Origin of the sequence: Tardiphaga robiniae, from assembly GCF_013359755.1 — a bacterium.
Classification (GTDB): Bacteria; Pseudomonadota; Alphaproteobacteria; order Rhizobiales; family Xanthobacteraceae; genus Tardiphaga; species Tardiphaga robiniae.
Window position 1 is genome coordinate 113,542 of sequence record NZ_JABMCJ010000079.1, and the last position, 24,863, is coordinate 138,404.

Here is a 24,863-nt window from a genome sequence, read left to right on the forward strand (position 1 = left end):
GGCTTGGAGTTCAGGCCGGTTTGGTGACCCGCAACCCGCGCTCTTGCTTGATCTGGTCAGCCGTGAGGTCCGGGGCCGAGGGATCGAACTTGCTCCAGCCCGTTGCGGCCAGGTCGCTGCGGCGCTGGGCGATATCGACCGAGGATGGATGCAGCAGCGCCTCCAGCCTGTCCCTGTCGGCCGCCTCCACCTTGGCACTGACGAGGCTACCGCCGCGGCGGATACTCTCGGCATAGACCTCAGCATCGTTCACGGCGACGCCGGCTTCGGCCAGCATCCCGATCACGCCACCAGCTGCGCCCGCGGCCACGGCGCCGGCTGCGGCCGCTGCCAGCCATCCGGCAGCCACAACCGGTCCGAGGCCGGGAATCGCCAGCAGTCCGAGGCCAGCCAACAGTCCGCCGACCCCGCCAAAACCGGCACCGATCGCGGCGCCCTTGCCGGCGCCCGCGGCATAGTCGGGCGCGTACCATTTGTCGGCATTGTTGGCGATGATACTGATGTCGTCCTCGGGCACACCGGCTTCACGAAGGTTGATCACGGCCTTCTGCGCGTCGGCGTAGTCGTCGAACAGCCGGGAGATCGTCACCTTGCTCATCGCGCTATCCCCACGGTCATTCCGGCTTCGCCGAGATGTTGCCCTTGTAGTCGACGCTGACATGGACCTTCTTGGATCCGCTCATCGCAGTGCCGCGCCAGATCCCCTGGCTGTCGTTCACCAGCGGCGAAACGTCGACATAGCCTTGTGACTCCAACGACTTGCGAGCCTGACCTTCAGTGAAACTATTGGCGCCGGGAAGTGGCGGCGTTTCTGTTTTCGGCGGCGAATTTGTCGACTTCGTCACCGTGGGATTCTGCATCGCCGGATTTGGCTGCGCGCCTGCCGGCGTCAGCGCCATCCAGATGCCGCAGGCGGCAACTCCCGATCGCCAACCGATGCGCATGATGTCTCCCGGCAGGCCTGAACGCCCGCTCAACAAAGCAGCAGCGGGCCGGAAAGTTCCATATGCCGCTAATGCCTCGCGGTAGCGCCGGAAACCGCTTCAATCCGCCCCGCCCCAGCCGGTTGCGACCGGGCTTTTGCCACTTTATGATGCGCCTCCTATTTGGCGACGCCCTCCGGCCCCATGGGCTGCTGGTGCGAGCCGATTCCCCTCCTGACAGATAAGAAGACCCTATGCTTCGAGGAATGCGCAAAGCCTCATCCAACTGGATTGGCAAGACGATTATGGCCGTCGTGATGGGCGTGCTGATTGTCAGCTTCGGCATCTGGGGCATCGCCGACGCGTTCAAGGGCTATGGGCAATCCAAGCTCGCCACCATCGGCTCGACCGAGATCACGACCGAGCAGTTCCGCCAGCTCTATAACGACAAGCTGCAGCAGATCGGCCGCCAATTCGGCCGCCCGCTGACCTCCGATCAGGCCCGCGCCTTCGGCCTCGACCGCCAGGTCCTGCAGCAGGTCGTCGCCGAAGCGGCCCTGGATGAAGACGCACGTCGCAAGGGTCTCGGTGTCGGCGACGCCGAGGTGATGCGGCAGATCATTGCGGACCCGAATTTCCAGAGCCCGACCGGCGGCTTCGATGCGCCGCGCTTCCAGCAGCTGATCCGCTCGCTGGGCTTCACCGAACAGCGCTACATCGCCGAACAGCGCAAGGTCTCTCTGCGCCGCCAGATCGCCGGCACGGTCACGTCAGGCGTCGAGCCGCCGAAAACGATGATCGAGGCACTGAGCCGCTATCAGAACGAGACCCGCACCATCGACTACGTGAAGCTCGATGCTGCGCAGGCCGGGACCATTGAGGCGCCCTCGCCCGAAGCCCTCGCCGCCTATTTCGACGAGCGCAAGACCCAGTTCCGCGCCCCCGAATATCGCAAGATTGCCTTCCTCGCTTTGACGCCCGACGAGATGGCGAAGTGGTCGACGGTGTCGGACGACGACGCCAGGAAAGTGTTCGAGGAGCGCAAGGACAAGCTCTCCACGCCGGAGCAGCGCCAGATCTCGCAGATCGTCTTCCCGAATGCGGCGGACGCCGAAGCGGGTCGCGCCAAGCTGAACGATACGTTCAAGTTCGAGGACCTCGCCAAGGAACGCGGCCTGTCCGCCTCCGACATCGATCTCGGCATGGTTGCCAAAGCAGGCATTATCGATCCCTCCGTCGCCAATGCTGCCTTCTCGCTGGCACCGGATGGCATCAGCCAGCCGATCACCGGACGGTTCGGCGTGACGCTGGTCAAGGTCGGCAAGGTTCAGGCCGGCACGACGCCGAGCTATGACAGCGTTGCCGCCAACCTGAAGCGCGATATTGCCATCGAGCGCGCCCGTGCCGTCGTGTCCGACATGCATAACAAGATCGAGGACGAACGCGGTGGCGGCGCCAATGTCGTCGATACCGCCAAGAAGCTCGGCCTCACCGCCGTCACCATCGAGGCGGTCGATCGCTCCGGTCGCACCCCCGACGGCCAGCCCGTTGCCGGCCTGCCCACGGGTGTGGACGTCGTGACCCAGGCCTTCAACAGCGATGTCGGCGTCGACAACGACGCATTGCAGGCCGGCGGCGGTTACATCTGGTACGACGTGCTTGGCGTCACGCCGGCGCGCGACCGTACGCTCGACGAAGTGAAGCCGCAGGTCGAGGCACGCTGGCGCGAAGAGCAGATCACCACCCGCCTGCGCGACAAGGCTGTCGACATGGCGAAGAAGCTCGAAAGCGGCGCCAAGCTCGCCGACGAAGCTGCAACAGCCGGCCTCAAGGTCGTGACCTCCGCGCCATTCAAGCGCGACGCGAGCGACCCTGCCCTGTCGGCCGGCGTGATCCAGTCCGTATTCCGCGGCGTCAAGGATTCGGCCGGACAAGCGCAGGGTGCCACGCCATCGGAATGGATCGTCTACCGGATCACCGATGTCACCGCGCCTGCGGTCGATATGGCCTCCGAAGATGCCAAGAAGCTCAAGGAGACGCTGCAGCGCGGGCTGACCGACGAACAGGTCGCGCAATATGTCACCAGGCTCGAGACGCAGATCGGCACCAAGATCAACGCGGAAGCCGTTGCGATCGCCACTGGTGCCGCGAACAGCAACACCAATTAGGAAACCCACGTCGTCATTGCGGGCGCAGCGAAGCCATCCAGAAGCAACAAGCAAAGGCTGGATGGCTTCGTCGCAGATGTCGCCTGCAATGAGATGTGCATCACTCTGAAAGCATCCGATGGACAATCTCAGGGCAATCATTGCCAAGGTCGCGACCGGCGCCTCCCTCTCGCGTGAGGAAGCCTCGGCGGCCTTCGACAGCATGATGTCGGGCGAAGCCACGCCTTCGCAAATGGGCGGCCTGCTGATGGCGCTGCGCGTGCGCGGCGAGACCGTGGACGAGATCACCGGCGCGGTTGAGGTGATGCGCGCCAAGATGCTGCGGGTCGACGCACCGGCCGGCGCTGTCGATGTGGTCGGTACCGGCGGCGACGGCTCCGGCTCCGTGAATGTCTCGACCTGCGCCTCCTTCATCGTCGCCGGTTGCGGTGTGCCGGTGGCCAAGCATGGCAATCGTGCGCTGTCGTCGCGCTCCGGCGCGGCCGACGTGCTGGCCGCCCTTGGCGTGAAGATCGACCTCACGCCCGACGACGTCAGCCGCTGCCTCAAAGAAACCGGCATCGGCTTCATGTTTGCGCCGGCGCATCATCCCGCGATGAAGAATGTCGGCCCGACCCGCGTCGAACTTGCCACCCGCACGATTTTCAATCTGCTGGGACCGCTTTCCAATCCGGCGGGAGTCACCCGGCAGATGGTCGGCGTGTTCTCGCGGCAATGGGTGCTGCCGCTGGCACAGGTGCTGAAGAATCTCGGCTCCGAATCCGCCTGGGTGGTGCACGGCTCCGACGGCCTCGACGAGATCACCCTCACCGGCCCGACCTTTGTGGCAGCGCTGGAGAACGGCAATATCCGTAGCTTCGAGATTTCGCCCGAGGACGCGGGCCTGCCGCGCACCGGTCCGGATTCCCTGAAGGGCGGCGACGCCCAGGAGAACGCCGCCTCACTGCAGGCCGTGCTCGATGGCAAGCCGAGCGCCTTCCGTGACGTCGCGCTGCTCAATGCAGCCGCGGCCCTGATCGTGGCCGGCAAGGTCAAGGACGTGAAGGAAGGCGTGGCCCTCGGTCAGAAGTCGCTCGACAGCGGCGCGGCGCTGGAGAAGCTGAAGCGACTGGTCGCCGTCTCCAACGCAAACCTGTGAGACGACGATGTCCGACATCCTGACCAAGATCGAAGCTTACAAGCGCGAAGAAATCGCGGCGGCGAAACGCGCCCATCCCATCGCTTCCATCGAAGCGCTGGCCAAGGCTGCGCCGGCGCCGCGCGGCTTCATGACCGCGATCCACAAAAAGCTCGACAAGAACGAGTTCGCGCTGATCGCCGAAATCAAGAAGGCCTCGCCGTCCAAAGGGCTCATTCGCGAGGACTTCGATCCGCCGACGCTGGCCAAGGCCTATGAAGCCGGCGGCGCCGCGTGTCTCTCCGTCCTGACCGATACGCCGTCGTTTGAAGGGCATCTCGACTTCATGGTCGCGGCGCGCGCCGCGACCAAACTGCCGGTGCTGCGCAAGGACTTCATGTTCGACACCTATCAGGTGGTCGAGGCCCGCGCCCATGGCGCCGATTGCATCCTGATCATCATGGCTGCACTCGACGATGCGCAGGCGCGTGACATCGAAGACGCCGCCATCGACCACGGCATGGATGTGCTGATCGAAATCCACGACCAGCCGGAGCTGGAACGCGCGCTGAACCTGCGCTCGCCGATGGTCGGCATCAACAACCGCAATCTGCGCACCTTCGAGACCACGCTGACCGCCAGCGAAACGCTGGCGCCGATGATCCCCCGGGATCGTCTCAAGGTCGGCGAAAGCGGCATCTTCACGCCAGACGACCTCGCACGCCTCGAGCGCGTCGGCATCTCCACCTTCCTGGTCGGGGAAAGCCTGATGCGGCAGGCGGACGTGACGGCTGCAACGCAAACGCTGCTCAAGCGCGCGAACGGAACGCATTGATCATGTCCGGCAAGACGAAAAAATCGAAGCAGGCCCCGGCCCTCACCCACATCGATTCCTCGGGCGAGGCCCGCATGGTCGATGTGTCGGAGAAACCGGCGACCGAACGCATCGCGGTTGCCGAAGGTCTGGTGATCATGAGCAAGGCGACGCTCGACATGATCGTCTCCGGCAATGCCAAGAAGGGCGATGTGCTCGGCACGGCGCGTATCGCCGGCATCATGGCGGCAAAGCGCACATCGGATCTGATCCCGCTGTGCCATCCGCTGGCGCTATCCAAAGTCACGCTGGACATCACGCCCGACAAGAAACTGCCGGGCTGCCGCGTACGTGCATCAGTCAAGGTCACGGGCCCCACGGGCGTCGAGATGGAAGCGCTGACGGCCGTCTCCGTCGCATGCCTGACAATCTACGACATGATCAAGGCCGTCGAGCGCGGTGTCCGCATCGAGGGCATCCACCTCGTCGAGAAAAAGGGTGGCAAGTCCGGGCACTATCTGGTGACGGACAACGCCGCCGACTGATTGCGATCAGGCGCTCTTGTGCGCCTGCGGTACATTCGATGGCATTCGGAAGATGCTGTCAGGCTCGACCCGAAACTCATCCAGCGAGCGCCCCGCGGTGAGCTGAAACACCAGCCAGCGCGGACGCAGACCTCTGCCCGACCAGATCTGCGACGGCTGCTCCGGATTGCGATAGACCGGACCGGCCTTCGGCCGCAATGCTGCGACAGCACGCCTCGATGAGGTTGAGAACTGCTCGAGATCGCGCAGACGCTCGTCGAGTTCCTGTCGCTGCTCAGCCATCTTCGCGGCGAGCACGACGCGCAACTTCTCATGAAGGTCCCAGAGCGCGTCCACCGACATCACTGTGAAATCGTGATCCTGCGCCATCATCGATCCCTCATGTTCTTGTTTACAAACAATAACCGGGACCGCGCGCGACATGGGGGGTGTTTGGCGGCGGTCCCGGGCCACATCAAGCAACCAACCGGACGGATGAGACATCCAGGCTGGTGCTCGTGGCGGGATCAGCACTACCAAGCAGGGCGAGGCCAAGTGTGAATGCGCACTACTTAGTTACGCGCGCGCATTGTAAGTTTTGCGGTAACCTGAATAGGGGCGGATTTCAGCAATCGCTGTCATCACGGTGCTCGCGCACGAGACGCTGCCGGCTGCGCTGCGGCTTCATCTCACTGACGATCCACGGCCCGATCTGCGCATCGAGATGACGCTCATATCGTTTGACCAGCAACCACGCAGCAGGTGGCAGCAGCAAGGCCATCAATCCAACCATAATCGACATTCCAAATCCTTTAAATCAAAGGGTTTCGATGTCATTAGGTACGTGGAATAGCCTTTTAGGTTTGAAATTGCCCGCATGTATTTTCTGCGGAGCAGCAAGTTACCTACCGATCCGCCAATTCCCGCAACTGGCGCCACATCGATACCGGGAACGACTGATGTTGCCGGTATCGATGCGCGACAGGCTACTTGATCATCGGACAACCACCCTCGGCCATCGGCCGGAACGCCTTTTCGGCAGGGATGGTCGAGAGCAGCTTGTAATAGTCATACGGCCCCTTCGACTCTGCCGGCTTCTTGATCTCGAACAGGTAGATCGGGTGGATGACGCGGCCATCAGCGCGGATCGTGACCTCACCGAACAGCTTGTCCTTGCCCTTGAAGGTCTTCATCTGCGGTACGACGACACTGGCATCGTCGCTGCCCTTGGCGGCTACGGCATTGAGATAGGCCAGCGTGGAGGCATAGACGCCCGCCTGATTGGCGCTCGGCATCTTGCCGTTCATGCCCGGCCGCGCCGCAAAGCGTTTGCCAAAGGCGCGGGTGTCGTCATCCATGTCCCAGTAGAAGGATTCCGTCAGCAACAGGCCCTGCGCTGTCTTCAGGCCCATGCCGTGAACGTCATTGATGAAGATCAGGAATGCGACCAGCTTCTGCGGGCCATCCTGCATGCCAAACTCACCAGCTTGCTTGACCGCATTGATAGCATCCGCGCCGGCATTAGCCAGGCCGATCACCTTGGCCTTGGAGCTCTGCGCCTGCAGCAAGAGCGAGGCGAAATCGGAAGTGCCGAGCGGGTGCTTCGATGACCCCAGCACCTTGCCGCCGTTCTTCGTGATGTAATTGGTGGCTTCGGCCTCGATGCCCTGCCCCAGCGCGTAATTCACCGTGAGAAAGTACCAGTCGTCACCGCCCCGCTGCATCATCGCCGCTGCGGTGGTGTTGCCGGTGGCCCATGCGTCATTGACCCACTGGATGGTGTTCGGCGAACAGTCCTTGCCGGTCAGGTCCGAGGTCGCTGTCGACGAGGCCAGGAACGTCATCTTGGTGTTGCGGGCGATATTGTTGATGGCGAGACCCACCGATGAATTCGGCACGTCGACGATGGCATCGACCTTTTCGACATCGAGCCATTTGCGCGCGATGGCGGAGCCGACATCCGCCTTGTTCTGATGGTCGGCATAGACGATCTCGACCTTGATATTCTTGCCGCCGCCGTTGAAATCCTCGGCCGCCATCCGCGCGGCTTCCACCGAGCCCATGCCGTTGGTATCCTGAAACACGCCGGAAATATCGTTAAGCACACCGACCCGCACCACATCGTCGGACACCTGCGCCTGCACTGCCGTCGCCATTACGCAGGATGCCGCAGCAGCCAAAACTGTCTTGAAGCCCTTCATTGTCGTCTCTCCCCTCTACCTTGATTGCGCGGGTCCGGACGTTGCCGGTCGCGGTCTTGCTTGCGAGTTATACCTGTCGCTCCGGCAGCCGGAGCACGAGGCCATCGAGCGCCTCGGTGATCTTGATCTGGCACGACAGCCGGCTGTTCGGCAGCCGCTCGCTGGCGACACCTTCCAGCAACTCATCCTCGTCGGCACCGACTGCGCCAACTTTGCCCAGCCAGCTGTCGTCGACATAGACGTGGCAGGTGGCGCAGACCGCGCCGCCACCGCATTCGCCCGTGATGCCGTCGATGCCATGCAGCAGCGCCGTATACATGGCGCTATCGCCGTCATTGGCGCTGACTGTCTCGGCACGGTCGTCGTGATGAATGAACGTAATGCTCGGCATGGAATCCTCAGGCAGGCGTGAAGGTGACCGGCAGGCTTTCGAGCCCGCGCAGCGTGTTGTTGTAACGGCGCTTGACCTCGCCGGTGATCTCGATCGACGCGACCTTGCGCGCCAGTGCGGAGAGCATCACCTCGCCCTCAAGCCGCGCCACGAGCTGGCCGACGCACATGTGGATGCCGGAGCCGAAACCGACATGACCCGATGTCTTGCGGGTGATGTCGTAGCGTTCGGGATCGGCCCACCGGCGCGGATCGCGGTTGGCGGCGGCCAGGAACATCAGCACCTTCTCGCCCTCACCGACACGACATCCACTGATCTCGACGTCGCGCGTCGTGGTGCGGAAGAAGGTCTGCACGGGGCTTTCGTAACGCACGGCCTCCTCGAAAGCATTGCGCGCCAGCGACAGGTCGCTGCGCAGCCGCGCGAATTCTTGCGGGTAGCGCGCCAGGCAATAAACGGCAGCGCCGATACCGTTCACCGTCGTGTCCAGCCCTGCTGACAGCAATGAGCGCACCAGCAGCGGCGCCTCGTCGGCGGTGATGTCGCCGGTGTCGACCCGCGCATGGATGCAGGCGCCGAAACCGCCGGGCGCGAGATTGTCGCGCTGGCATTGCGCGGCGACATAGGCCTGATGCGGCGCAGAGCGTTCGATGGCGTCCTGGCGCAGCTGGTTCGGCGGGCCGAAGGCGTTGAAGACAAGACCAGCATAAGGCAGCAGGTTTTCGCGGCCCTCCTTCTGCAGTCCCATCGCATCGGGGAACACCGATAGTGGATAGGCTTCGGCAAGATACGCGACCGCGTCGAAACTGCGCCGCTCCAGCAGTTCGTCGACCTTGGCATCGGCCGCCGCAGCGAAGCCATCGCGCAGCTGCTTCATCACCGCGGGTGACAGGACCTTGTTGAGTACCGCGCGCGTGCGCGTATGCGCCGGCGGATCGGCTTCGAGGATGAGGCTCTGCGGGCGCCACGGTTTCTCCCTGGCAAAGTCGCTAAGACCCACGCCGCGGCTCGAGCAGAACGTCGCAGGATCGTTCAGGACTGCATGAACTTCGGCATAGCGCGCGACCGCGTAGACGTTCCATTTGTCGAGATACACCACGGGCCCGGCCTCACGCAGCACCTCGTGGGTGGGGTGAGGATCGGCGAAGAAGTCCATGGCGAAGGGATCGACGTCGAGGTGGACGACGGGCTGAGACGATGCGTCGTTCGGCAAGGCTCCGCCAAAGGACAGCACCGGCGGGGTGTGGGACGATGCCGTCGTGACCGTGGCGACCATGTGAATCTCCCATATTTTCTTGTTGGCAATTGTGGCTGCGTGTCTCTATTCCTCAGAACCACGTGATCTCGCCGATTTCGACGACGTCACGCTGGCAGGCAGGATCGTGGTGCATGAGCAAGAATGGATCGGGAAAAACGGTTCGAAAGCCCGCCAAGGCGAAAGTGACAAAGGTCAATGTCAGGACTGTCGCCGCGAAAGCGCCCGCTTCGAAAGGCGGGCAGTTGCTCGATCTTGAGCGCTATGTGCCGGCCTTCATCACCTTCATTGCGAACAAGCTCTCGCGCAACGCGACCGCGCTCTATCAGAAGCGCTTTGGCGTGAATGTCACCGAGTGGCGCATCATGTCGCTGCTGGCGATCGAGCCCGGCATTCCCGCCTCGCGCATCTGCCACGTCATCGGCTTCGACAAGGGACCGGTCAGCCGCACGCTTGCCATGCTGGAAGAGCGCGGCCTGGTCGCCATCAATGCCGACCCGGACGACGCGCGCACCCATTCGATTACGCTGACCACGAAGGGTCGCACGACCCATGACGCCGTCATCGTGACCGCACTGGAACGCGAGCGAAAGCTGCTGTCCTGCCTGGATGAAAGCGAACGCGAAGTGCTGATCGACTTGCTGCGACGCATTCACGGCAATCTCGGCGCGGTAACCGGCTAGGCCACCACGCGTTACTCGCGCGTCATCAATCGCTGTCCCGCATAAGCGGTCCACCATCGTTTCTCTCCCTGCAGGGCCCGGCAGTTGACTGCTCTAGGTAGCGCCCTCTTTGGAAAGGCTCTCACGAATTAGTTGCCTAGGCAACAGAAATATCGAGACGGTTTGTCACGCGGAGGCAAGGATTTTCTGCCACCATCCGCTAACCTGCGCTGCACATGTTCAATCGTTGAGCCAAAAGATACAGATGACGATGTCGCTTACGCCCAATTCCGCAGACGCCCTGCTGTTTGATCTCGGCCGCGTCGTGCTGGATATCGATTTCACGCGCGTGCTGAAGGTCTGGTCGGACTACGCGCAGTGTACACCGGACGACATCGTGAGCCGGTTTGCGCGCGGCGACGTCTATATGCGACACGAGCGCGGCGAGATTTCCGACGACGCATTCTTTGCGCATCTGCACGACACGCTCGGTATCGATCTGACGCCGGCACAATTTCTCGAAGGCTGGAATGCGATCTTCGTCGGGGAGATGCCGGGCATCGCCGAACTCCTCGCGCATGCCTCGAAGCGCTGGCCGCTCTACGCGTTCTCAAACACCAATGTCGCGCATGTCACGCATTTCTCGGAACACCATGCCGATCTGCTCAGTCACTTCCGCACGGTGTTTCTGTCGTCCTCGATCGGGCTTCGCAAGCCCGATGCAAAATCCTATGAGCACGTCATCGCGGAAATCGGCATCCCCGCCGACCGCATCGTGTTCTTCGACGATCTTGCCGACAATATCGAGGCCGCTCGCGCTTGCGGATTGCAAACCGTCCACGTCACCTCGCCGACATCGGTCGCCGAGGCGCTCAAGGCACTCGGGCTTTAGGTCCGCGAGATGCGCTGGAAGGCGATGCTGGTGAGGACGCCGAGCAGTGCCCAGAACAGCAGGCTGGTCAGGACCGCTGCAACGACGAAACTGTGCGACAGTGCCTCGGGGACATCCGTATGGCCAGCCGGCGCCAGCGGTGCGCCGATCAGGTGCGGCAGGACGATCAGGCCAAGGCCGAGAATGGCGGCCCATGACGCCTTGCGGAAGACCAGCAGGCCGAGCCCCGCCGCGGTGGCGCAGGCAGTGCCGATCCACCAGGTCTGGCGCAGTGTGAGGTCGGCGACAGGCATTCCAGGCAGCTCCGGCGGCAGGCCGAGGCCGGGCGCCGCCGTGAAGACGACGAAACCGCCGAGACCCCAGAACAGCCCTTCCCGCCAGCTCACGGCCCGGCCACGTAGCGCGAAGATGCCGGCCAGTAGCAACGCGAAGCCGATGGCCGTCAGGATATTGGCGCCGGTGGTGAAGGCATTGCGCTGCAAGCCCTCGGCAGGCTCCCATTCAGCCTCATGGCTATGGGCGGCGGCGCCATGGTCGTGCGTATGGGCGGGCTGGGCAGCAGCCGTCGGCGCAACAGCGGCCGGAGCTTCCGCCTTGCGCTCATAAACTTCGCTTTTCTGGATCAGGGGAATGGTCCCGACCATCTGGGCGCCGGTGATGGCAGCGCCAGAGATCACGCCAGCCAGCGCTGCCGAGAAGACGATCGACCTGAAGACGGACATGTCTCAGTGGCAGGGGAATGCGTTGGCGTGGCGCGTGTCATGGGCCGCATTGTGGACGGCGCTGATATGCGAGAAGCCGACCATGCCGACGATGAACAGACCGAGCGCCATGGCCAGAACTGCCTGCACGACGACATTGACGTCAGTGGTGACGGCGGAGATCTGGGCGGTCTGGGTCTGTTGCATCGGAATCCTCGCGAAATAGACGCCCAATTTAGCCGAGTTGCACCGGCGGCGCGACCGTTAATTTTACATCGCGCGGGCGAGATCGCGGCTGGTCAGATGAAAATTCGCATCTGCCGCTACCGGCGCACGCACCAGCTTGGCGCCGGCCGCCGCCTGGAACACGTCTCTGTGGTCGCGGAAATAGGCCGCGCAGTCCTCCGGCGACGGATAACGCCGGAGCAGCGTCCGGAACGCATGACGGTGCACCATGCACAGCCCGCAATGGCCGGACGGCCGGAATGCCAGCGCATCGACATCCGCCCGCCAGACAGGCGCTTCATCGTCGGTTGCGGCGTGGTTGTCGGTCATGATCGCCGATGTCTACCGTGTTTCCCTGCCCTGCCAAAGCGGCTGTGGTTTTGCGTCCGCTCCCGCTCTCCGCTATGACGGGCGCCCACACTGCCGGAGATCCCCGCGATGGCCCTGATGCCGGTTACCGATGCCATGGCCGCGATTCTCGCGGGCGCCGATGCGCTGCCTGAGGAGATGGTGCCGCTGGAAGACGCGTTCCACCGCGTGCTCGCCCGCGACATCGCTTCGCGGCGAACGCAACCACCGGAGCCCATGTCAGCGATGGACGGCTATGCCGTGCGCGCCGCCGATGCGACGTTGGGCGCCAAGCTCCGCGTCATCGGCGAGATCGCCGCAGGCAAGCCGTTCGACCGCCCGCTGCAGACCGGCGAAGCCCTGCGAATCTTCACCGGCGGCGTTTTGCCCGCTGGCGCCGACGCCGTCGTGATCCAGGAAGACACAACGCGCGAAGGTGACGTCGTCGGGATCAACGAAGCTGCAATTTCCGGCAAACATATCCGCCCGGCTGGCGTCGATTTCAACGAAGGCGATGTGCTGCTGCGCGCCGGCACCCGCCTTACCGATCGCGACCTGGCGCTTGCTGCCGGGATGAACCATCCGTCACTGCCCGTGCGGCGACGGCCGGTCGTTGCGGTGCTCGCCACCGGCGACGAACTGGTAATGCCCGGTGCGGTCCCCGGCCCCGGCCAGATCGTGCTCTCCAATGGCTTCGCGCTGCGTGCACTGACCCGTGCCGAAGGCGCCGAGGTGATCGATCTCGGCATCGCCGTCGACACGCTGGAGGCGACCACATCGGCCATTCAGCGCGCGATCGATCTGAAGGCGGACGTGCTGATCACCACCGGCGGCGCGTCGGTCGGCGACCACGACCTCGTGCAGCAATCCCTGATCAATGCCGGCGTCGAGATGGCGTTCTGGCGCATCGCCATGCGGCCGGGCAAGCCGATGATGCACGGACGCCGCCAGAGCATGCGGGTCATCGGCCTGCCCGGCAATCCCGTCTCGTCCTATGTCTGCGGCTTCCTGTTCATGGTGCCGCTGCTGCGCGCGCTGTCCGGTCGAAACGAGGTCGCTCACGCGCTCGAACCCGCCGTGCTCGGCCGCGACCTCGCCGCCAACGACCAGCGCGAGGATTACCTGCGCACGCGTCTGGAAACCCGCGCCGACGGCACCGTGGTGGCGACGCCGGTGATGAAACAGGACTCGTCGCTGCTGGGAAATCTGGCTGTCGCCGAAGGACTTCTGATCCGCAAGCCATTCGCTCCCGCCGCCGCCGCTGGTGATTCCTGCGCGATCATGCGACTGCCTGTTTAAAGGCCGAGATGCGCGATGGGATGCCGGGCCACCGGAACTTCCGCCGCGCGGCATGTTCTCTGAGCTTTTTTCTGACTGAGATACCTTAACGCGGCTTCAGTCACTGAATTGTCACGTAACGCAGCGAGACATCGCAGCGAAACAAGATCGGTGCACAAATGGACTATTTCAAACGCTTCAATTTCCTGTTTGCGATGCCAACATTCGACGCCGACGATCTCGAGGGCATTCGCCTCAATCAGATCGTCGATGAGATCGAGCGTTCCGGCTTCGAAGTCGTCAAGGCGCGCAAGCTCGAAGACGCAACGATCGCGGTCCAGACCGACGCGGCGATCGGCTGCATGGTGGTCGACTGGGGAAAGAAGGGCCTCGAAGGCAAGACCGCGGCGCTGATCAACCTGATGCGCAAACGGGGCCTCGATTTCCCCATCATCCTGCTGATCCGTCGCAAGCGGTTTGAAGACGTCCCGGTCGAGGTGCTCGATTTCATCGACGGTTATGTCTTCCTGTCGGAGGAAACACCGCCGTTCATCGCCAAGAATCTCATCAGCCGGTTGAAGCAATATGCCGAGACACTGAAGACGCCGTTCTTCGGCGCTTTGGTCGACTATGCCGAGGAAGGCAACCAGCTCTGGACCTGCCCGGGCCACAATGGCGGCGTGTTCTACAGCCGCAGCCCGATCGGCCGCGTGTTCATGGAACATCTCGGCGAAGCCGTGTTTCGCGACGACCTCGACAATTCGGTGCTCGATCTCGGCGATCTGCTGACCCATGAGGGCCCTGCTTTGCAGGCGCAGAAGGAAGCCGCGCAGATCTTCGGGGCGGAGAAAACCTATTTCGTGCTCAACGGCACCTCGACCTCCAACAAGGTCGCGCTATCGGCTCTGGTCACCGATGGTGACCTCGTGCTGTTCGACCGCAACAACCACAAGGCGGCCTTGCACGGCGCATTGATGATTTCAGGCGGTGTGCCGATCTATGTGCCAACGACGCGCAATCCCTGGGGCCTGATCGGCCCGATGAACTGGGACGCGCTCGACGAGGACGCGCTGCGCGAGCGCATCCGTATCAATCCGTTGGTCACGGATCCCGAGGCCTGGAAGCGTCCACGCCCGTTCCGCGTCGCCGTGGTCGAACAGTGCACCTATGACGGCACCATCTACAGCGCCGAGATGATCATCGCGCGCATCGGCCATCTCTGCGATTACATCCTGTTCGACGAAGCCTGGGCGGGCTTCATGAAATTCCACCCGCTCTATGCCGGTCGCTTCGCCATGGGGCTCAAGGAGCTTGGTCCGGATTCCCCGGGTATCATCGCGACGCAGTCGACCCATAAGCAGCTCGCGAGCTTCTCGCAGGCGTCGCAGATCCACATGAAGGATCGCCACATCCGCGGGCAGAAGCGCCGCGTCGAGCACCGGCGCTTCAACGAAAGCTTCATGCAGCACGCCTCGACCTCGCCATTCTATCCACTGTTCGCATCATTGGATGTCGGCGCGCAGATGATGAAGGGCCGCTCGGGCGAAGTGTTGTGGGACGATACGATCCGCCTCGGCATCGAACTGCGCAAGAAGATGCGCGCGGTGCGCCGCGAGTTCGAGGAGAAGGAAACCCGCGCCGAGCGTCGCTGGTTCTTCGAACCCTTCGTGCCCGAGCGCGTCGCGATTCCCGACGCAGCCAGCGAAGGTGCTGTTCACAATGTGCCGTGGGAAAGCATCGGCACTGACCAGCTCGCCACCAATCCGGCTTATTGGCAGCTCGCGCCTGACGCCGCTTGGCATGGCTTCCCCGGCATGGAAGCCGGTTTCACCATGACCGATCCCAACAAGCTGACGGTGCTGACACCCGGCTTCGACCGCACCACCGGCGGCTATGCGGAACACGGCATCCCCGCGCCCGTGGTCGCGCAGTTCCTGCGCGAAAATCGCATCGTGCCGGAGAAGAACGATCTCAACTCGCTGCTCTTCCTGCTGACGCCCGGCGTGGAAGCCAGCAAGGCCGGCACGCTGATATCGGGCCTCGTCGCCTTCAAGAAGCTTCATGACGACAACGCCCTGCTCGAAGACGTCATCCCGGAATTCGCACGGCGCAGGCCCGCGCGTTACGCGGGCATACGCCTGAGGGATCTATGCGGCGACATGCACCGGTTCTTCCGCGAGGCCAATGTGAGCGAACTTCAGACCAGGCAATTCTCCGCTGACCATCTGCCGGAGATTGCCATGTCACCCCATGATGCCGCGCGCTGTCTGGTGCGCAACGACGTCGATTACCTCCCGATCGATGAGATCTTCGGGCGCGTCGCGACGACGCCGTTCGTGGTCTACCCGCCCGGCATCGCCACGATCGTCCCCGGAGAACGGCTCACCGAACGGTCAAAGCCGATGATCGATTATCTCAGGATGTTCGAGACCTGCTTCAACACCTTCCCGGGCTTCGACGTCGAAATCCAGGGCATCTACCGCAAGGTCGACGCCAATGGCCGGATCCGACTTTACACTTACGTGGTCTCCGAATAGGGAGCACGTAAGGAGCCTGATTTGCCAACGGAACTCGAACAGCCGGTCGTCATCCGACCATCACGCGACACCGACGTCGATGCCATGCTGGCGATCTATCGCCGGCACATCCGGCAAGGCGTCGAGGAAGGCGTCAGCGACGCCGACACGCCGCAGCCCGACGATCTCAGAGACCGGCGCAAGAACCTGCGCAGCAAACGGTTCCCGCATCTCGTCGCCACGCAAGGCGGCGAGGTCGTCGGCTACGCCTATGTGGTGCTGTTTCGGAAGCGACCGGCCTATCGCTACACGGTCAAGCATTCGATCTATATCCACCACGGACATGTCGGCCGGGGCATCGGCCGGCTGTTGATGCGCGAGTTGATCGACGTCTGCGCGGCGGCCGGCTTTCGCCAGATCATCGGCTATATCGATGCCGACAACACGGCCTCGCTCGGCCTTCATGAGAGCTTCGGCTTTGCCCGCGTCGGCTTGCTGCCCGGCGTCGCCTATCGCTCCGGCCGCTGGGCCGACACGATCATGGTTCAGCGCTCGTTGGCCACCGGCTCCACAACTCCGCCGCCGCCCATCGGGCGCATGACGTCCGCGTAGCCCAGGCGACCGGGAAGCATTTTCCGTATCCGTCGAGGATCGACGACTGGTGAGGAACAGCCTCCTCAAACCTCCCTCAACGTGCATTCTGTTGACGGCAAATTAAGCATTGCAGAACACATATGGAACATATAGTGTTCGTTCATGATTTGTTTCGAGATTCTGTGGCTTTGAGTAGTTTGAGAGTGCCCGAACTCGCGCAACCGATCTTCGAACGATCGTCTCCGGATTGAGGCTCACCGTTCGAAGGCCCTTTGAAACGCACGCGGCGGCCGACACCGTCAACTGAGGATGGCTTCAGATGCTCACGCGCAAACAATACGAACTCCTGCGATTCATCGATCAACGGCTGAAGGAAGCCGGCGTCCCGCCGTCCTTCGACGAGATGAAGGATGCGCTCGACCTGCGCTCGAAGTCCGGCATCCATCGTCTGATCACGGCGCTAGAAGAACGCGGCTTCATACGCCGTCTGCCCAACCGCGCCCGTGCCATCGAAGTCATCAAGCTGCCAGAGCTCGGCGCGCCGGTCACCGGCGGCACCGGGCGCCGCGGCTTCACGCCCAGCGTCATCGAAGGCACGCTTGGCAAGGTGCGTTCGGCCGCCAGCATCGCCAGCAACAGCGGCGATGATGACAATGGCCGCACGGTTGCTATCCCGGTGATGGGCCGGATCGCGGCCGGTACGCCGATCGAGGCGCTGCAGACCCGCAGCCATACCATCAGCATGCCCGCCGACATGCTCGGCTCCGGCGAACATTACGCGCTCGAAGTGCGCGGCGATTCCATGCAGGACGCCGGCATTCTCGATGGCGACACCGTGCTGATCCAGCGCAACGAGAGCGCCGACACCGGCGACATCGTGGTGGCCCTGATCGACGACGAGGAAGCCACGTTGAAGCGCTTCCGCCGCCGCGGCGCGTCGATCGCGCTGGAGCCTGCGAATGACGCCTACGAGGTCCGTATCCTGCCACCCAACCGGGTGCGCATTCAGGGCAAGCTGATTGGCCTGTATCGCCGCTACTGAGATTTGCGCATCGACGGATTACTGATCTTCGGGTTGAACATCGGTTTCCGCCGGCGTCGCATCCACCGGCCGATTTTGCGGCGTGCGACTGTTCTGGATCAGATCTTGCTGGGGCTCATCGGGAATTGCGCGCGACCACGGACGGTCCAGGCCACGCGGTCGCACGGCATCCATCGTAAAGCCATTCGCGGTTCGCTGCAGGCTCACCGCACCATTTCGTTGCAGGCGATCCTGATCGATCACCAGCGCCCTGCAATCTCTCGGCGATTGTCGCGCCGTGACGATGAGCGCCGCTTTCTCGCAATCATCTGTGAAGGCATCCGGCTGTAAAACCAGCGCCACCAAAGCCCCATCGGCCAGCGCCGTGATGCACCCGTCGCGGTCGCAGGACACACCGTGGCTGAGGGAGGCATCCGTTGGCAGCCGGGCGTCGGCATCACCGGCAAGCCACTCCTTCGCGAGAAACGCATCCTTGGCGCTGCGCATCATATGCAGGCGCCCGTCCCTGCCCCGTACCGCAACGCTGTGACCGTCACCCGAGATCAGCACATCGGGCTGCTTGACCAGCAACGCCCAGACAATCGAGAGCGCAAGCACACCAAGCCCTGCGAGGCGCAACGGCGTGCGCAGCAATCCCAGCACGATGATGCCGATACTGGCTGATATCAGCGGTCCCGTCCCGAAGGCCGGCATCCGGCCGATGGCGCCGGGCAAGGCTGCCACCCATTGCGTGACGACAATCATCCACTGGATGCCGACATCCATCAACCGCCAGAACACACCGTCAAAGCCAAACGGCATGGCCACCAAACCGAGAATGCCCGCCGGCATAACCAGTGCCGAGACCACCGGCATCGCCAGGAGATTGGCGACAACGCCATAAGGCGTGACGCGATGGAAATGAAATGCGGCATAGGGCGTGGTGGCAAGGCCCGCGACCAGCGAAGCCAGTACGAGCATCGCGATCTCGCGTCCGCCCCATAGTGCCACGCGCGCCGTCGCGGAATGATCGGGCGAGGCAAACAGCGCGGGCATGCCTATCTGCACCAATGCGACCAGCCCCAGCGTCGCCGCGAATGACATCTGAAAACTCGGATGCACCAACGCTTCCGGCGCCACGATCAGCACAACCATTGCTGCCACCGCCAGCGTACGGAACGTCACCGCCCGGCGATCGACCATGACAGCGATCAGCACGACGGCCGTCATGAAGAACGAACGCTGCGTGGCGACCTCGGCGCCGGACAGCAGCAGATAGAACAGCGCAGCCAGCAATGCCGCAGCAGCAGCGACTTTCTTGATCGGGAACGTCACCGTCAGCACGGGGATCAGTGCCAGCAGCGCGCGGATCGCAAAGAACACGACGCCGGCGACAACGGCCATGTGATAGCCGGAGATCGACAACACATGACCGAGGCCGGAGATGAACATCGCATCATTGACGTCAGCCGAAATCGCATCGCGGCGGCCCGTGAGCAGCGCCGTGGCAATGGCGCGGCTATCACCCGAGAGCACGGTGCGGATCCGCGCGTCGATGGCGTCGCGCAGCCCCTGCATGGTCGCCGAATAGCGTAGCGCCACACTCGGCTGTATCGGCGGATCGACTGCCTTGATGCCGCCCATCACAAAACCGGACGCGCCGATCCCTTGAAAATACAGATCCCGTCCGAAGTCGTAGCTCCCCGGCCGGAGCGGCGGCAGCGGCGGCTGCAGCCTTGCCTTCAATTCGACGAAGCTGCCGACGGCAGGCGCCATGCCCTTCTTCACCGACAGCCGCACACGGGTGAGCTTCGGTGCGGCGCGCGGGCTGTCCATCGTGGCAACGCGCAGCACGAAGCGATCCGTGCGCTCCCGTTCCTCGTGAGTTTCAACGAAGCCGGTCAGCGCGACGGAATAGAGCGGCTTCGCCAGAACCTCATGAGCCACGCGCGCGGTTTTCATTGCAGCCATCGCAAAGCCGGCCGCGATTGCCGCAATGAGCAAGATCAAGGGAAACCATCGCTGCCGCCGCAGCAAAAACGCAGCCACGCAAAGAAGGCCTGCCGTCGCAGCGGCAACCCAGGCCACCGGCTCATGCTCAGCGGCAAAATACAGCGCGATGCCGGTCCCGAAAGCGATCGGCACCCAAGGCAGCAAGCGACCGGGACCAGCTTCGGCCCACACCCACGTCCAGAGCGTCTCGAAGCCCGACGTTGATGACGTCGGTGACGGGAGAGCGACGCCTGCCGTGGCCGGCGGCGGCCATGTGGTCGCCGTGCCGGATCGGCCCCGCCGCTGTTGCTGATCCCCGCCCCGCGCCATCGAACGCCCGCACGCCAAGCTTGTCCTTCCGAATGCTATCGGAAGGGCAAGCGGCGGCTAGCGGAACGGATGCAGAATACGAAAACTAATCCCTAGGGTTGCTCAAGCGAGCTTGGCGTAGCTGTCGCGCAGACCGACGGTACGGTTGAAGACCAGCTTGCCCGGCGCTGAATCCTTGTCGCGACAGAAATAACCCTGGCGCTCGAACTGCACGACATCGCTTGTGTTGTCGCTCGCCAGCGCTGGCTCAAGCATGGCGCCGGTCAGCTTCTCCAGCGAGTCCGGATTGAGCTGCGATGCGAACTCGGTCGCATTGGGCTGCGGATCGGCGAACAGCTGATTGTAAACGCGCACTTCCGCCTGCACGGCATCTGCAGCGCTCACCCAATGGATCGTCGCCTTGACCTTGCGGCCGTCCGGCGCATTGCCGCCCCGGGTTTCCGGATCATAGGTGCAGCGCAGTTCGACCACCTCGCCGGCAGCGTTCTTGATCACGTCCTTGCAGGTGATGAAATAGCCGTAACGCAAGCGGACCTCGCGGCCCGGCGCCATGCGGAAGAACTTCTTCGGCGGCTCTTCCATGAAGTCGTCATGCTCGATGTAGAGCTCGCGGCCGAATGAAATCTGCCGGTTGCCGAGCGACGCATCATCGGGATGGTTGATGGCTTCGAGCTGCTCGGTCTGTCCTTCCGGGTAGTTCTCGATCACCACCTTCAGCGGCTTCAGCACCGCCATGCGGCGCTGCGCCGTGCGATTCAGTGTCTCGCGCACGGCGAAATCGAACATCGAGATATCGACGGTCGAGTTGGCCTTGGCGACACCGATGCGCTTGACGAATTCGCGCAGTGCTTCGGCAGGAATGCCGCGGCGCTGCAGGCCGGCCAGCGTCGGCATCCGTGGATCGTCCCAGCCGGTGACATGGCCGCCGCGGACAAGTTCGGTCAGCACGCGCTTCGACAGCAGCGTGTAGGTCATGTTGAGGCGCGCGAATTCATACTGATGCGGCCGCGATGGCACCGGCAGATTTTCCAGGCACCAGTCGTAAAGCGGCCGGTGATCCTCGAATTCGAGCGTGCAGATCGAATGCGTCACGTGTTCGATGGCGTCGGATTGGCCGTGCGCGAAGTCGTAGCTCGGATAGATGCTCCAAGCGGTGCCCGTGCGCGGATGGTGCGCATGCAGGATGCGATAGATCACGGGATCGCGCAGGTTGATGTTGCCCGACGACATGTCGATCTTGGCGCGCAGCACGCGGGCGCCGTTCGGGAATTCGCCGGCGCGCATCCGCGCGAACAGATCGAGGTTCTCGTCGACCGGGCGATCGCGGAACGGGCTGTTCTGGCCGGGCTCCGTCAGGGTGCCACGCTTAAAGCGGATTTCTTCCTGCGACTGGTCATCGACATAGGCCTTGCCCGCGCGGATCAGATGTACCGCCCAGTCATAGAGCTGCTCGAAATAGTCCGAGGCGTAATGCAGGTTGCCCTCGCCCCACTCGAAGCCGAGCCAGCGCACATCGCGCTGGATGGCGTCGATATATTCCTGCTCTTCCTTGGTCGGATTGGTGTCGTCGAAACGCAGGTTGCAGTGACCGCCGAATTCCTCGGCGACGCCGAAATTCAGGCAGATCGACTTGGCATGGCCGAGATGCAGGTAGCCGTTGGGCTCCGGCGGAAAGCGCGTCACCACGCTCTTGTGTTTGCCGGATTGCAGGTCCGCCGCAACGATGTCGCGGATGAAGTCACGGCCTGCGTCGGATACCGATTCGTCTGTCATTTGCTGCCTTTCAAGCTGCGCCCTATGTGCCAAATCCGGAAGGCCGCGCCAAGGCCGGATCAGGGGCCGGGTCCCGCGAAAGGGCCTTTTCCGATGCGGTTCCGGCCCCAAATCCGCGTTTATTCGCCGTGAGACAGCGCCCTGTCGTTGTGATAAACGCCCGCCAACACTCACACCCAACTCGATCGAACCCGCTGATATGACCGCTCCCGTCGTTACCCGTTTCGCCCCCTCGCCGACCGGCTTCCTCCATATCGGCGGTGGACGCACCGCGCTGTTCAACTGGCTCTATGCCAAAAAGACCGGCGGCAAGATGCTGCTGCGGATCGAGGATACGGACCGCGAGCGTTCAACGGATGCCGCGATCGACGCCATTATCGACGGGTTAAAGTGGCTGGGCATCGAATGGGATGGCGACACTGTCTTCCAGTTTGCCCGTGCCGGCCGGCACCGCGAAGTCGCCGAACAGCTGCTCGCCGAGGGCAAGGCGTATTACTGCTATGCCAGCGCCGAGGAACTGCAACAGATGCGCGAGACCGCCCGCGCCGAGGGCAAGTCCAAGCTCTATAACGGACTGTGGCGCGACCGTGATCCGTCGGATCCGCGCCCCGACGTCAAACCGACGATCCGCCTGAAGGCGCCGCTCACCGGCGAGACCGTGATCGAGGATCAGGTACAGGGTCGTGTGGTCTGGCAGAACGAAAATCTCGACGACCTCGTGCTGCTGCGTGGCGACGGCAATCCGACCTATATGCTGGCGGTGGTCGTCGACGACCATGACATGGGCGTGACGCACGTGATCCGCGGTGACGATCATCTGATCAACGCCGCGCGCCAGAAGCAGATCTACGACGCGCTCGGCTGGACCGTGCCCAGCATGTCGCATATTCCGCTGATCCATGGGCCTGATGGTTCGAAACTCTCGAAGCGCCACGGTGCGCTCGGCGTCGAAGCGTATCGCGCGCTGGGCTATGTGCCGGCTGCCCTGCGGAATTACCTGGTACGCCTCGGCTGGAGCCATGGCGATCAGGAAATCTTCTCGACCCAGGAGATGATCGACGCCTTCGACCTGTCGGGGATCGGCCGTTCCGCCGCGCGCTTCGATTTCGCCAAGCTCGAAAATCTCAACGGTCACTACATCCGTCACACCGACGATCAATCCCTCGTGACCATGTTCGAGGACGTGCTGAATTACGTGCCCGGCGGCCCCGAACTGAAGGCGAAGCTCAACGACACCACGCGCGCCCAGCTGTTGCGCGCCATGCCCGGCCTGAAGGAACGCGCCAAGACGCTGATCGAACTGATCGACGGCGCCAATTTCATCTTTGCCGATCGCCCACTGGCGATGGAGCCGAAGGCGCAGGCCGCGCTGACGCCGGAAACCCGTGTGTTGATTGGCAAGTTGCGCACGGCACTGGAAGCCGTCACCGACTGGACCGCAGCAAATGCCGAAGCCGCCACCCGCGCCTTTGCCGAGGAAGCTGGCATCAAGCTTGGCGGGGTTGCGCAACCGCTTCGCGTGGCGCTGACCGGCAAGACCACATCGCCCGGCATTTTCGATGTTCTGGCGGTATTGGGACGGCAGGAATGCCTGGACCGGCTCGCCGATCAGGCATCTATTTAGCATAGCTGTAGGCTGCTTTTGCCCGCCTTGCAGCGCACACAGCAATACGCTACGCATTCTGGCGAATGCTCTGGAATTCCCGGCTAGCCTCCCCATTTCTCCTGAAATGTCGGTGGCTTGCCGGCCCCTCAACGATCTCATCGGGGACCACGCGATGGACGCAAAAACCAATACCAAATCCGCAACGCTGACAGTCGACGGCAAGAGCTTCGAACTGCCGATCCACAGCGGGACCGTCGGCCCTGATGTCATCGACATCGGCAAGCTCTACGCCCAGTCCGGGATGTTCACCTACGATCCCGGCTTCACCTCGACGGGCAGCTGCCAGTCCAAGATCACCTATATCGATGGCGATGCCGGTATCCTCGAATACCGCGGCTACCCCATCGAGCAGCTCGCCGAGAAGGGCGACTTCCTCGAGACCTGCTATCTGCTGCTATACGGGGAACTCCCGACCAAGGCGCAGAAGGCAAAGTTCGACGCATTGGTCACGAACCACACCATGGTTCACGACCAGATGAGCCGCTTCTTTCAGGGCTTCCGCCGCGACGCGCATCCGATGGCCGTGATGGTCGCATCGGTTGGTGCCCTCGCCGCTTTCTACCACGACTCAACTGATATCAACGATCCGAAGCAACGCGACATCGCGTCGATCCGCATGATCGCCAAGATCCCGACGCTGGCGGCGATGGCTTACAAGTACACGATCGGTCAGCCCTTCGTGTATCCGACCAACTCACTCGATTTCGCGGCGAACTTCATGAAGATGTGCTTCGCCGTGCCGTGCGAGGAGTACAAGGTCAATCCGGTGCTCGCCAAAGCGCTGGACAAGATCTTTACGCTGCACGCCGACCATGAGCAGAACGCATCGACCTCGACGGTCCGCATCGCCGGTTCGTCGGGCGCCAATCCGTTCGCCTGCATCGCTGCCGGCATCGCCTGCCTGTGGGGACCGGCGCATGGTGGTGCCAACGAAGCCGCGCTGCAGATGCTCGCCGAAATCGGCACCGTCGACAAGATTCCGGAATTCATCGCCAAGGTGAAGGACAAGAATTCCAGCGTCCGCCTGATGGGCTTCGGTCACCGTGTCTACAAGAACTACGATCCGCGCGCCAAGCTGATGCAGCAGGCCTGCCACGAGGTTCTCAAGGAAACCGGTCACGGTGGCGACGAGATGCTCGCCGTTGCGATGGAGCTCGAGAAGATCGCGCTGTCGGACCAGTACTTCATCGACCGCAAGCTGTATCCGAATGTCGATTTCTATTCGGGCATCACGCTGAAGGCGATGGGCTTCCCGACCTCGATGTTCACCGTGCTGTTCGCGGTTGCCCGCACCGTTGGCTGGATCAGCCAGTGGAGCGAGATGATCGGCGATCCGCAGCAGAAGATCGGTCGTCCGCGCCAGCTCTACACGGGTGCTGCCCGCCGCGATTACGTAGATATCGCCAAGCGCGCCTAAGACCTCGTTTCGCAGAGTGCGAAAATCAAAACGGCGGATCGCAAGATCCGCCGTT

Annotated in this window: 24 protein-coding genes; 12 read left to right on the forward strand and 12 right to left on the reverse strand. The window is 63.0% G+C overall.

The genetic code is table 11. From position 1 onward, the window contains the following. Nucleotides 1–10: 10 nt before the first annotated feature. Nucleotides 11–598, reverse strand: coding sequence for a general stress protein (locus tag HP556_RS11330; protein ID WP_175367070.1), 588 nt, complete (start codon nt 596–598; stop codon nt 11–13). Nucleotides 599–614: 16 nt separating this feature from the next. Next, nucleotides 615–944, reverse strand: coding sequence for a hypothetical protein (locus tag HP556_RS11335; protein ID WP_175367071.1), 330 nt, complete (start codon nt 942–944; stop codon nt 615–617). A gap of 233 nt (nt 945–1,177) precedes the next feature. Here HP556_RS11335 and HP556_RS11340 point away from each other — a divergent pair, with 233 nt between their 5' ends. The 4 genes from HP556_RS11340 (at nt 1,178) to moaC (ending at nt 5,567) form a co-directional block, all read left to right on the forward strand. After that, nucleotides 1,178–3,091, forward strand: coding sequence for a peptidylprolyl isomerase (locus HP556_RS11340; protein WP_175367072.1), 1,914 nt, complete (start codon nt 1,178–1,180; stop codon nt 3,089–3,091). Nucleotides 3,092–3,209: 118 nt separating this feature from the next. Continuing rightward, nucleotides 3,210–4,229, forward strand: a complete 1,020-nt coding sequence (gene trpD / locus HP556_RS11345) for an anthranilate phosphoribosyltransferase (RefSeq protein WP_089264520.1) — start codon at nt 3,210–3,212, stop codon at nt 4,227–4,229. Nucleotides 4,230–4,236: 7 nt separating this feature from the next. Beyond that, on the forward strand, nt 4,237–5,043 hold the full coding sequence (gene trpC / locus HP556_RS11350; RefSeq protein ID WP_175367073.1) for an indole-3-glycerol phosphate synthase TrpC: 807 nt from the start codon (nt 4,237–4,239) through the stop codon (nt 5,041–5,043). A 2-nt stretch (nt 5,044–5,045) separates the two neighbouring features. Then, nucleotides 5,046–5,567 carry a cyclic pyranopterin monophosphate synthase MoaC gene (gene moaC / locus HP556_RS11355; protein WP_175367074.1) on the forward strand — a complete coding sequence of 174 codons (522 nt, stop codon included), beginning with the start codon at nt 5,046–5,048 and terminating at the stop codon, nt 5,565–5,567. A gap of 6 nt (nt 5,568–5,573) precedes the next feature. On the opposite strand, the gene HP556_RS11360 is transcribed toward moaC, so the two are convergent. From HP556_RS11360 to HP556_RS11380, 5 genes are all read right to left on the reverse strand, one after another. Further along, complete coding sequence (locus HP556_RS11360; protein ID WP_231080799.1) at nt 5,574–5,936, reverse strand: H-NS histone family protein; 363 nt, start codon at nt 5,934–5,936, stop codon at nt 5,574–5,576. Nucleotides 5,937–6,171: 235 nt separating this feature from the next. After that, entirely contained in the window at nt 6,172–6,348 is a 177-nt protein-coding gene (locus tag HP556_RS11365; protein WP_175367075.1) for a hypothetical protein, read from the reverse strand. Nucleotides 6,349–6,532: 184 nt separating this feature from the next. Further along, on the reverse strand, nt 6,533–7,747 hold the full coding sequence (locus tag HP556_RS11370; protein ID WP_175367076.1) for an ABC transporter substrate-binding protein: 1,215 nt from the start codon (nt 7,745–7,747) through the stop codon (nt 6,533–6,535). A gap of 67 nt (nt 7,748–7,814) precedes the next feature. Further along, nucleotides 7,815–8,138 carry a 2Fe-2S iron-sulfur cluster-binding protein gene (locus HP556_RS11375; protein ID WP_175367077.1) on the reverse strand — a complete coding sequence of 108 codons (324 nt, stop codon included), beginning with the start codon at nt 8,136–8,138 and terminating at the stop codon, nt 7,815–7,817. A gap of 7 nt (nt 8,139–8,145) precedes the next feature. After that, nucleotides 8,146–9,294 (reverse strand): cytochrome P450, encoded by a 1,149-nt coding sequence (locus HP556_RS11380; protein WP_246297633.1) that lies wholly within the window; start codon nt 9,292–9,294, stop codon nt 8,146–8,148. Between the two features lie 233 nt (nt 9,295–9,527). On the opposite strand from HP556_RS11380, the gene HP556_RS11385 reads away from it, so the two are divergent. Next, nucleotides 9,528–10,076, forward strand: coding sequence for a MarR family winged helix-turn-helix transcriptional regulator (locus tag HP556_RS11385; protein ID WP_175367079.1), 549 nt, complete (start codon nt 9,528–9,530; stop codon nt 10,074–10,076). 244 nt (nt 10,077–10,320) lie between these two features. After that, nucleotides 10,321–10,947, forward strand: coding sequence for an HAD-IA family hydrolase (locus HP556_RS11390; RefSeq protein ID WP_175367080.1), 627 nt, complete (start codon nt 10,321–10,323; stop codon nt 10,945–10,947). Here the strand turns inward: HP556_RS11390 and HP556_RS11395 are convergent. From HP556_RS11395 to HP556_RS11405, 3 genes are all read right to left on the reverse strand, one after another. After that, nucleotides 10,944–11,669 (reverse strand): CbtA family protein, encoded by a 726-nt coding sequence (locus tag HP556_RS11395; RefSeq protein ID WP_175367081.1) that lies wholly within the window; start codon nt 11,667–11,669, stop codon nt 10,944–10,946. The two genes, HP556_RS11390 and HP556_RS11395, sit on opposite strands and share 4 nt — an antisense overlap. Nucleotides 11,670–11,672: 3 nt before the next feature. Beyond that, nucleotides 11,673–11,855: a CbtB domain-containing protein gene (locus tag HP556_RS11400; protein ID WP_175367082.1), complete on the reverse strand. Its 183-nt coding sequence runs from the start codon at nt 11,853–11,855 to the stop codon at nt 11,673–11,675. Between the two features lie 63 nt (nt 11,856–11,918). Next, nucleotides 11,919–12,203 (reverse strand): hypothetical protein, encoded by a 285-nt coding sequence (locus HP556_RS11405; protein ID WP_175367083.1) that lies wholly within the window; start codon nt 12,201–12,203, stop codon nt 11,919–11,921. Between the two features lie 108 nt (nt 12,204–12,311). Here HP556_RS11405 and HP556_RS11410 point away from each other — a divergent pair, with 108 nt between their 5' ends. From HP556_RS11410 to lexA, 4 genes are all read left to right on the forward strand, one after another. Continuing rightward, nucleotides 12,312–13,520 carry a molybdopterin molybdotransferase MoeA gene (locus HP556_RS11410; RefSeq protein WP_175367084.1) on the forward strand — a complete coding sequence of 403 codons (1,209 nt, stop codon included), beginning with the start codon at nt 12,312–12,314 and terminating at the stop codon, nt 13,518–13,520. Between the two features lie 158 nt (nt 13,521–13,678). Next, nucleotides 13,679–16,036 carry an Orn/Lys/Arg family decarboxylase gene (locus HP556_RS11415; protein ID WP_068730849.1) on the forward strand — a complete coding sequence of 786 codons (2,358 nt, stop codon included), beginning with the start codon at nt 13,679–13,681 and terminating at the stop codon, nt 16,034–16,036. A gap of 21 nt (nt 16,037–16,057) precedes the next feature. Continuing rightward, nucleotides 16,058–16,627, forward strand: coding sequence for a GNAT family N-acetyltransferase (locus HP556_RS11420; protein WP_276509735.1), 570 nt, complete (start codon nt 16,058–16,060; stop codon nt 16,625–16,627). 301 nt (nt 16,628–16,928) lie between these two features. Beyond that, a complete protein-coding gene (lexA, locus tag HP556_RS11425; RefSeq protein ID WP_068730850.1) occupies nt 16,929–17,651 on the forward strand; it encodes a transcriptional repressor LexA in 723 nt (240 codons plus the stop codon). Nucleotides 17,652–17,669: 18 nt separating this feature from the next. Here lexA and HP556_RS11430 read toward each other — a convergent pair whose 3' ends face one another. After that, nucleotides 17,670–19,952: a ComEC/Rec2 family competence protein gene (locus HP556_RS11430; protein WP_175367085.1), complete on the reverse strand. Its 2,283-nt coding sequence runs from the start codon at nt 19,950–19,952 to the stop codon at nt 17,670–17,672. 102 nt (nt 19,953–20,054) lie between these two features. Then, a complete protein-coding gene (locus tag HP556_RS11435) occupies nt 20,055–21,725 on the reverse strand; it encodes a glutamine--tRNA ligase/YqeY domain fusion protein (protein ID WP_175367086.1) in 1,671 nt (556 codons plus the stop codon). A gap of 199 nt (nt 21,726–21,924) precedes the next feature. Between HP556_RS11435 and gltX the strand changes: the two genes are divergently transcribed. Beyond that, nucleotides 21,925–23,349 (forward strand): glutamate--tRNA ligase, encoded by a 1,425-nt coding sequence (gene gltX, locus HP556_RS11440; RefSeq protein ID WP_175367087.1) that lies wholly within the window; start codon nt 21,925–21,927, stop codon nt 23,347–23,349. Nucleotides 23,350–23,503: 154 nt separating this feature from the next. Continuing rightward, nucleotides 23,504–24,808: a citrate synthase gene (gene gltA, locus HP556_RS11445; protein ID WP_089264726.1), complete on the forward strand. Its 1,305-nt coding sequence runs from the start codon at nt 23,504–23,506 to the stop codon at nt 24,806–24,808. The last annotated feature ends 55 nt before the right edge of the window (nt 24,809–24,863 follow it).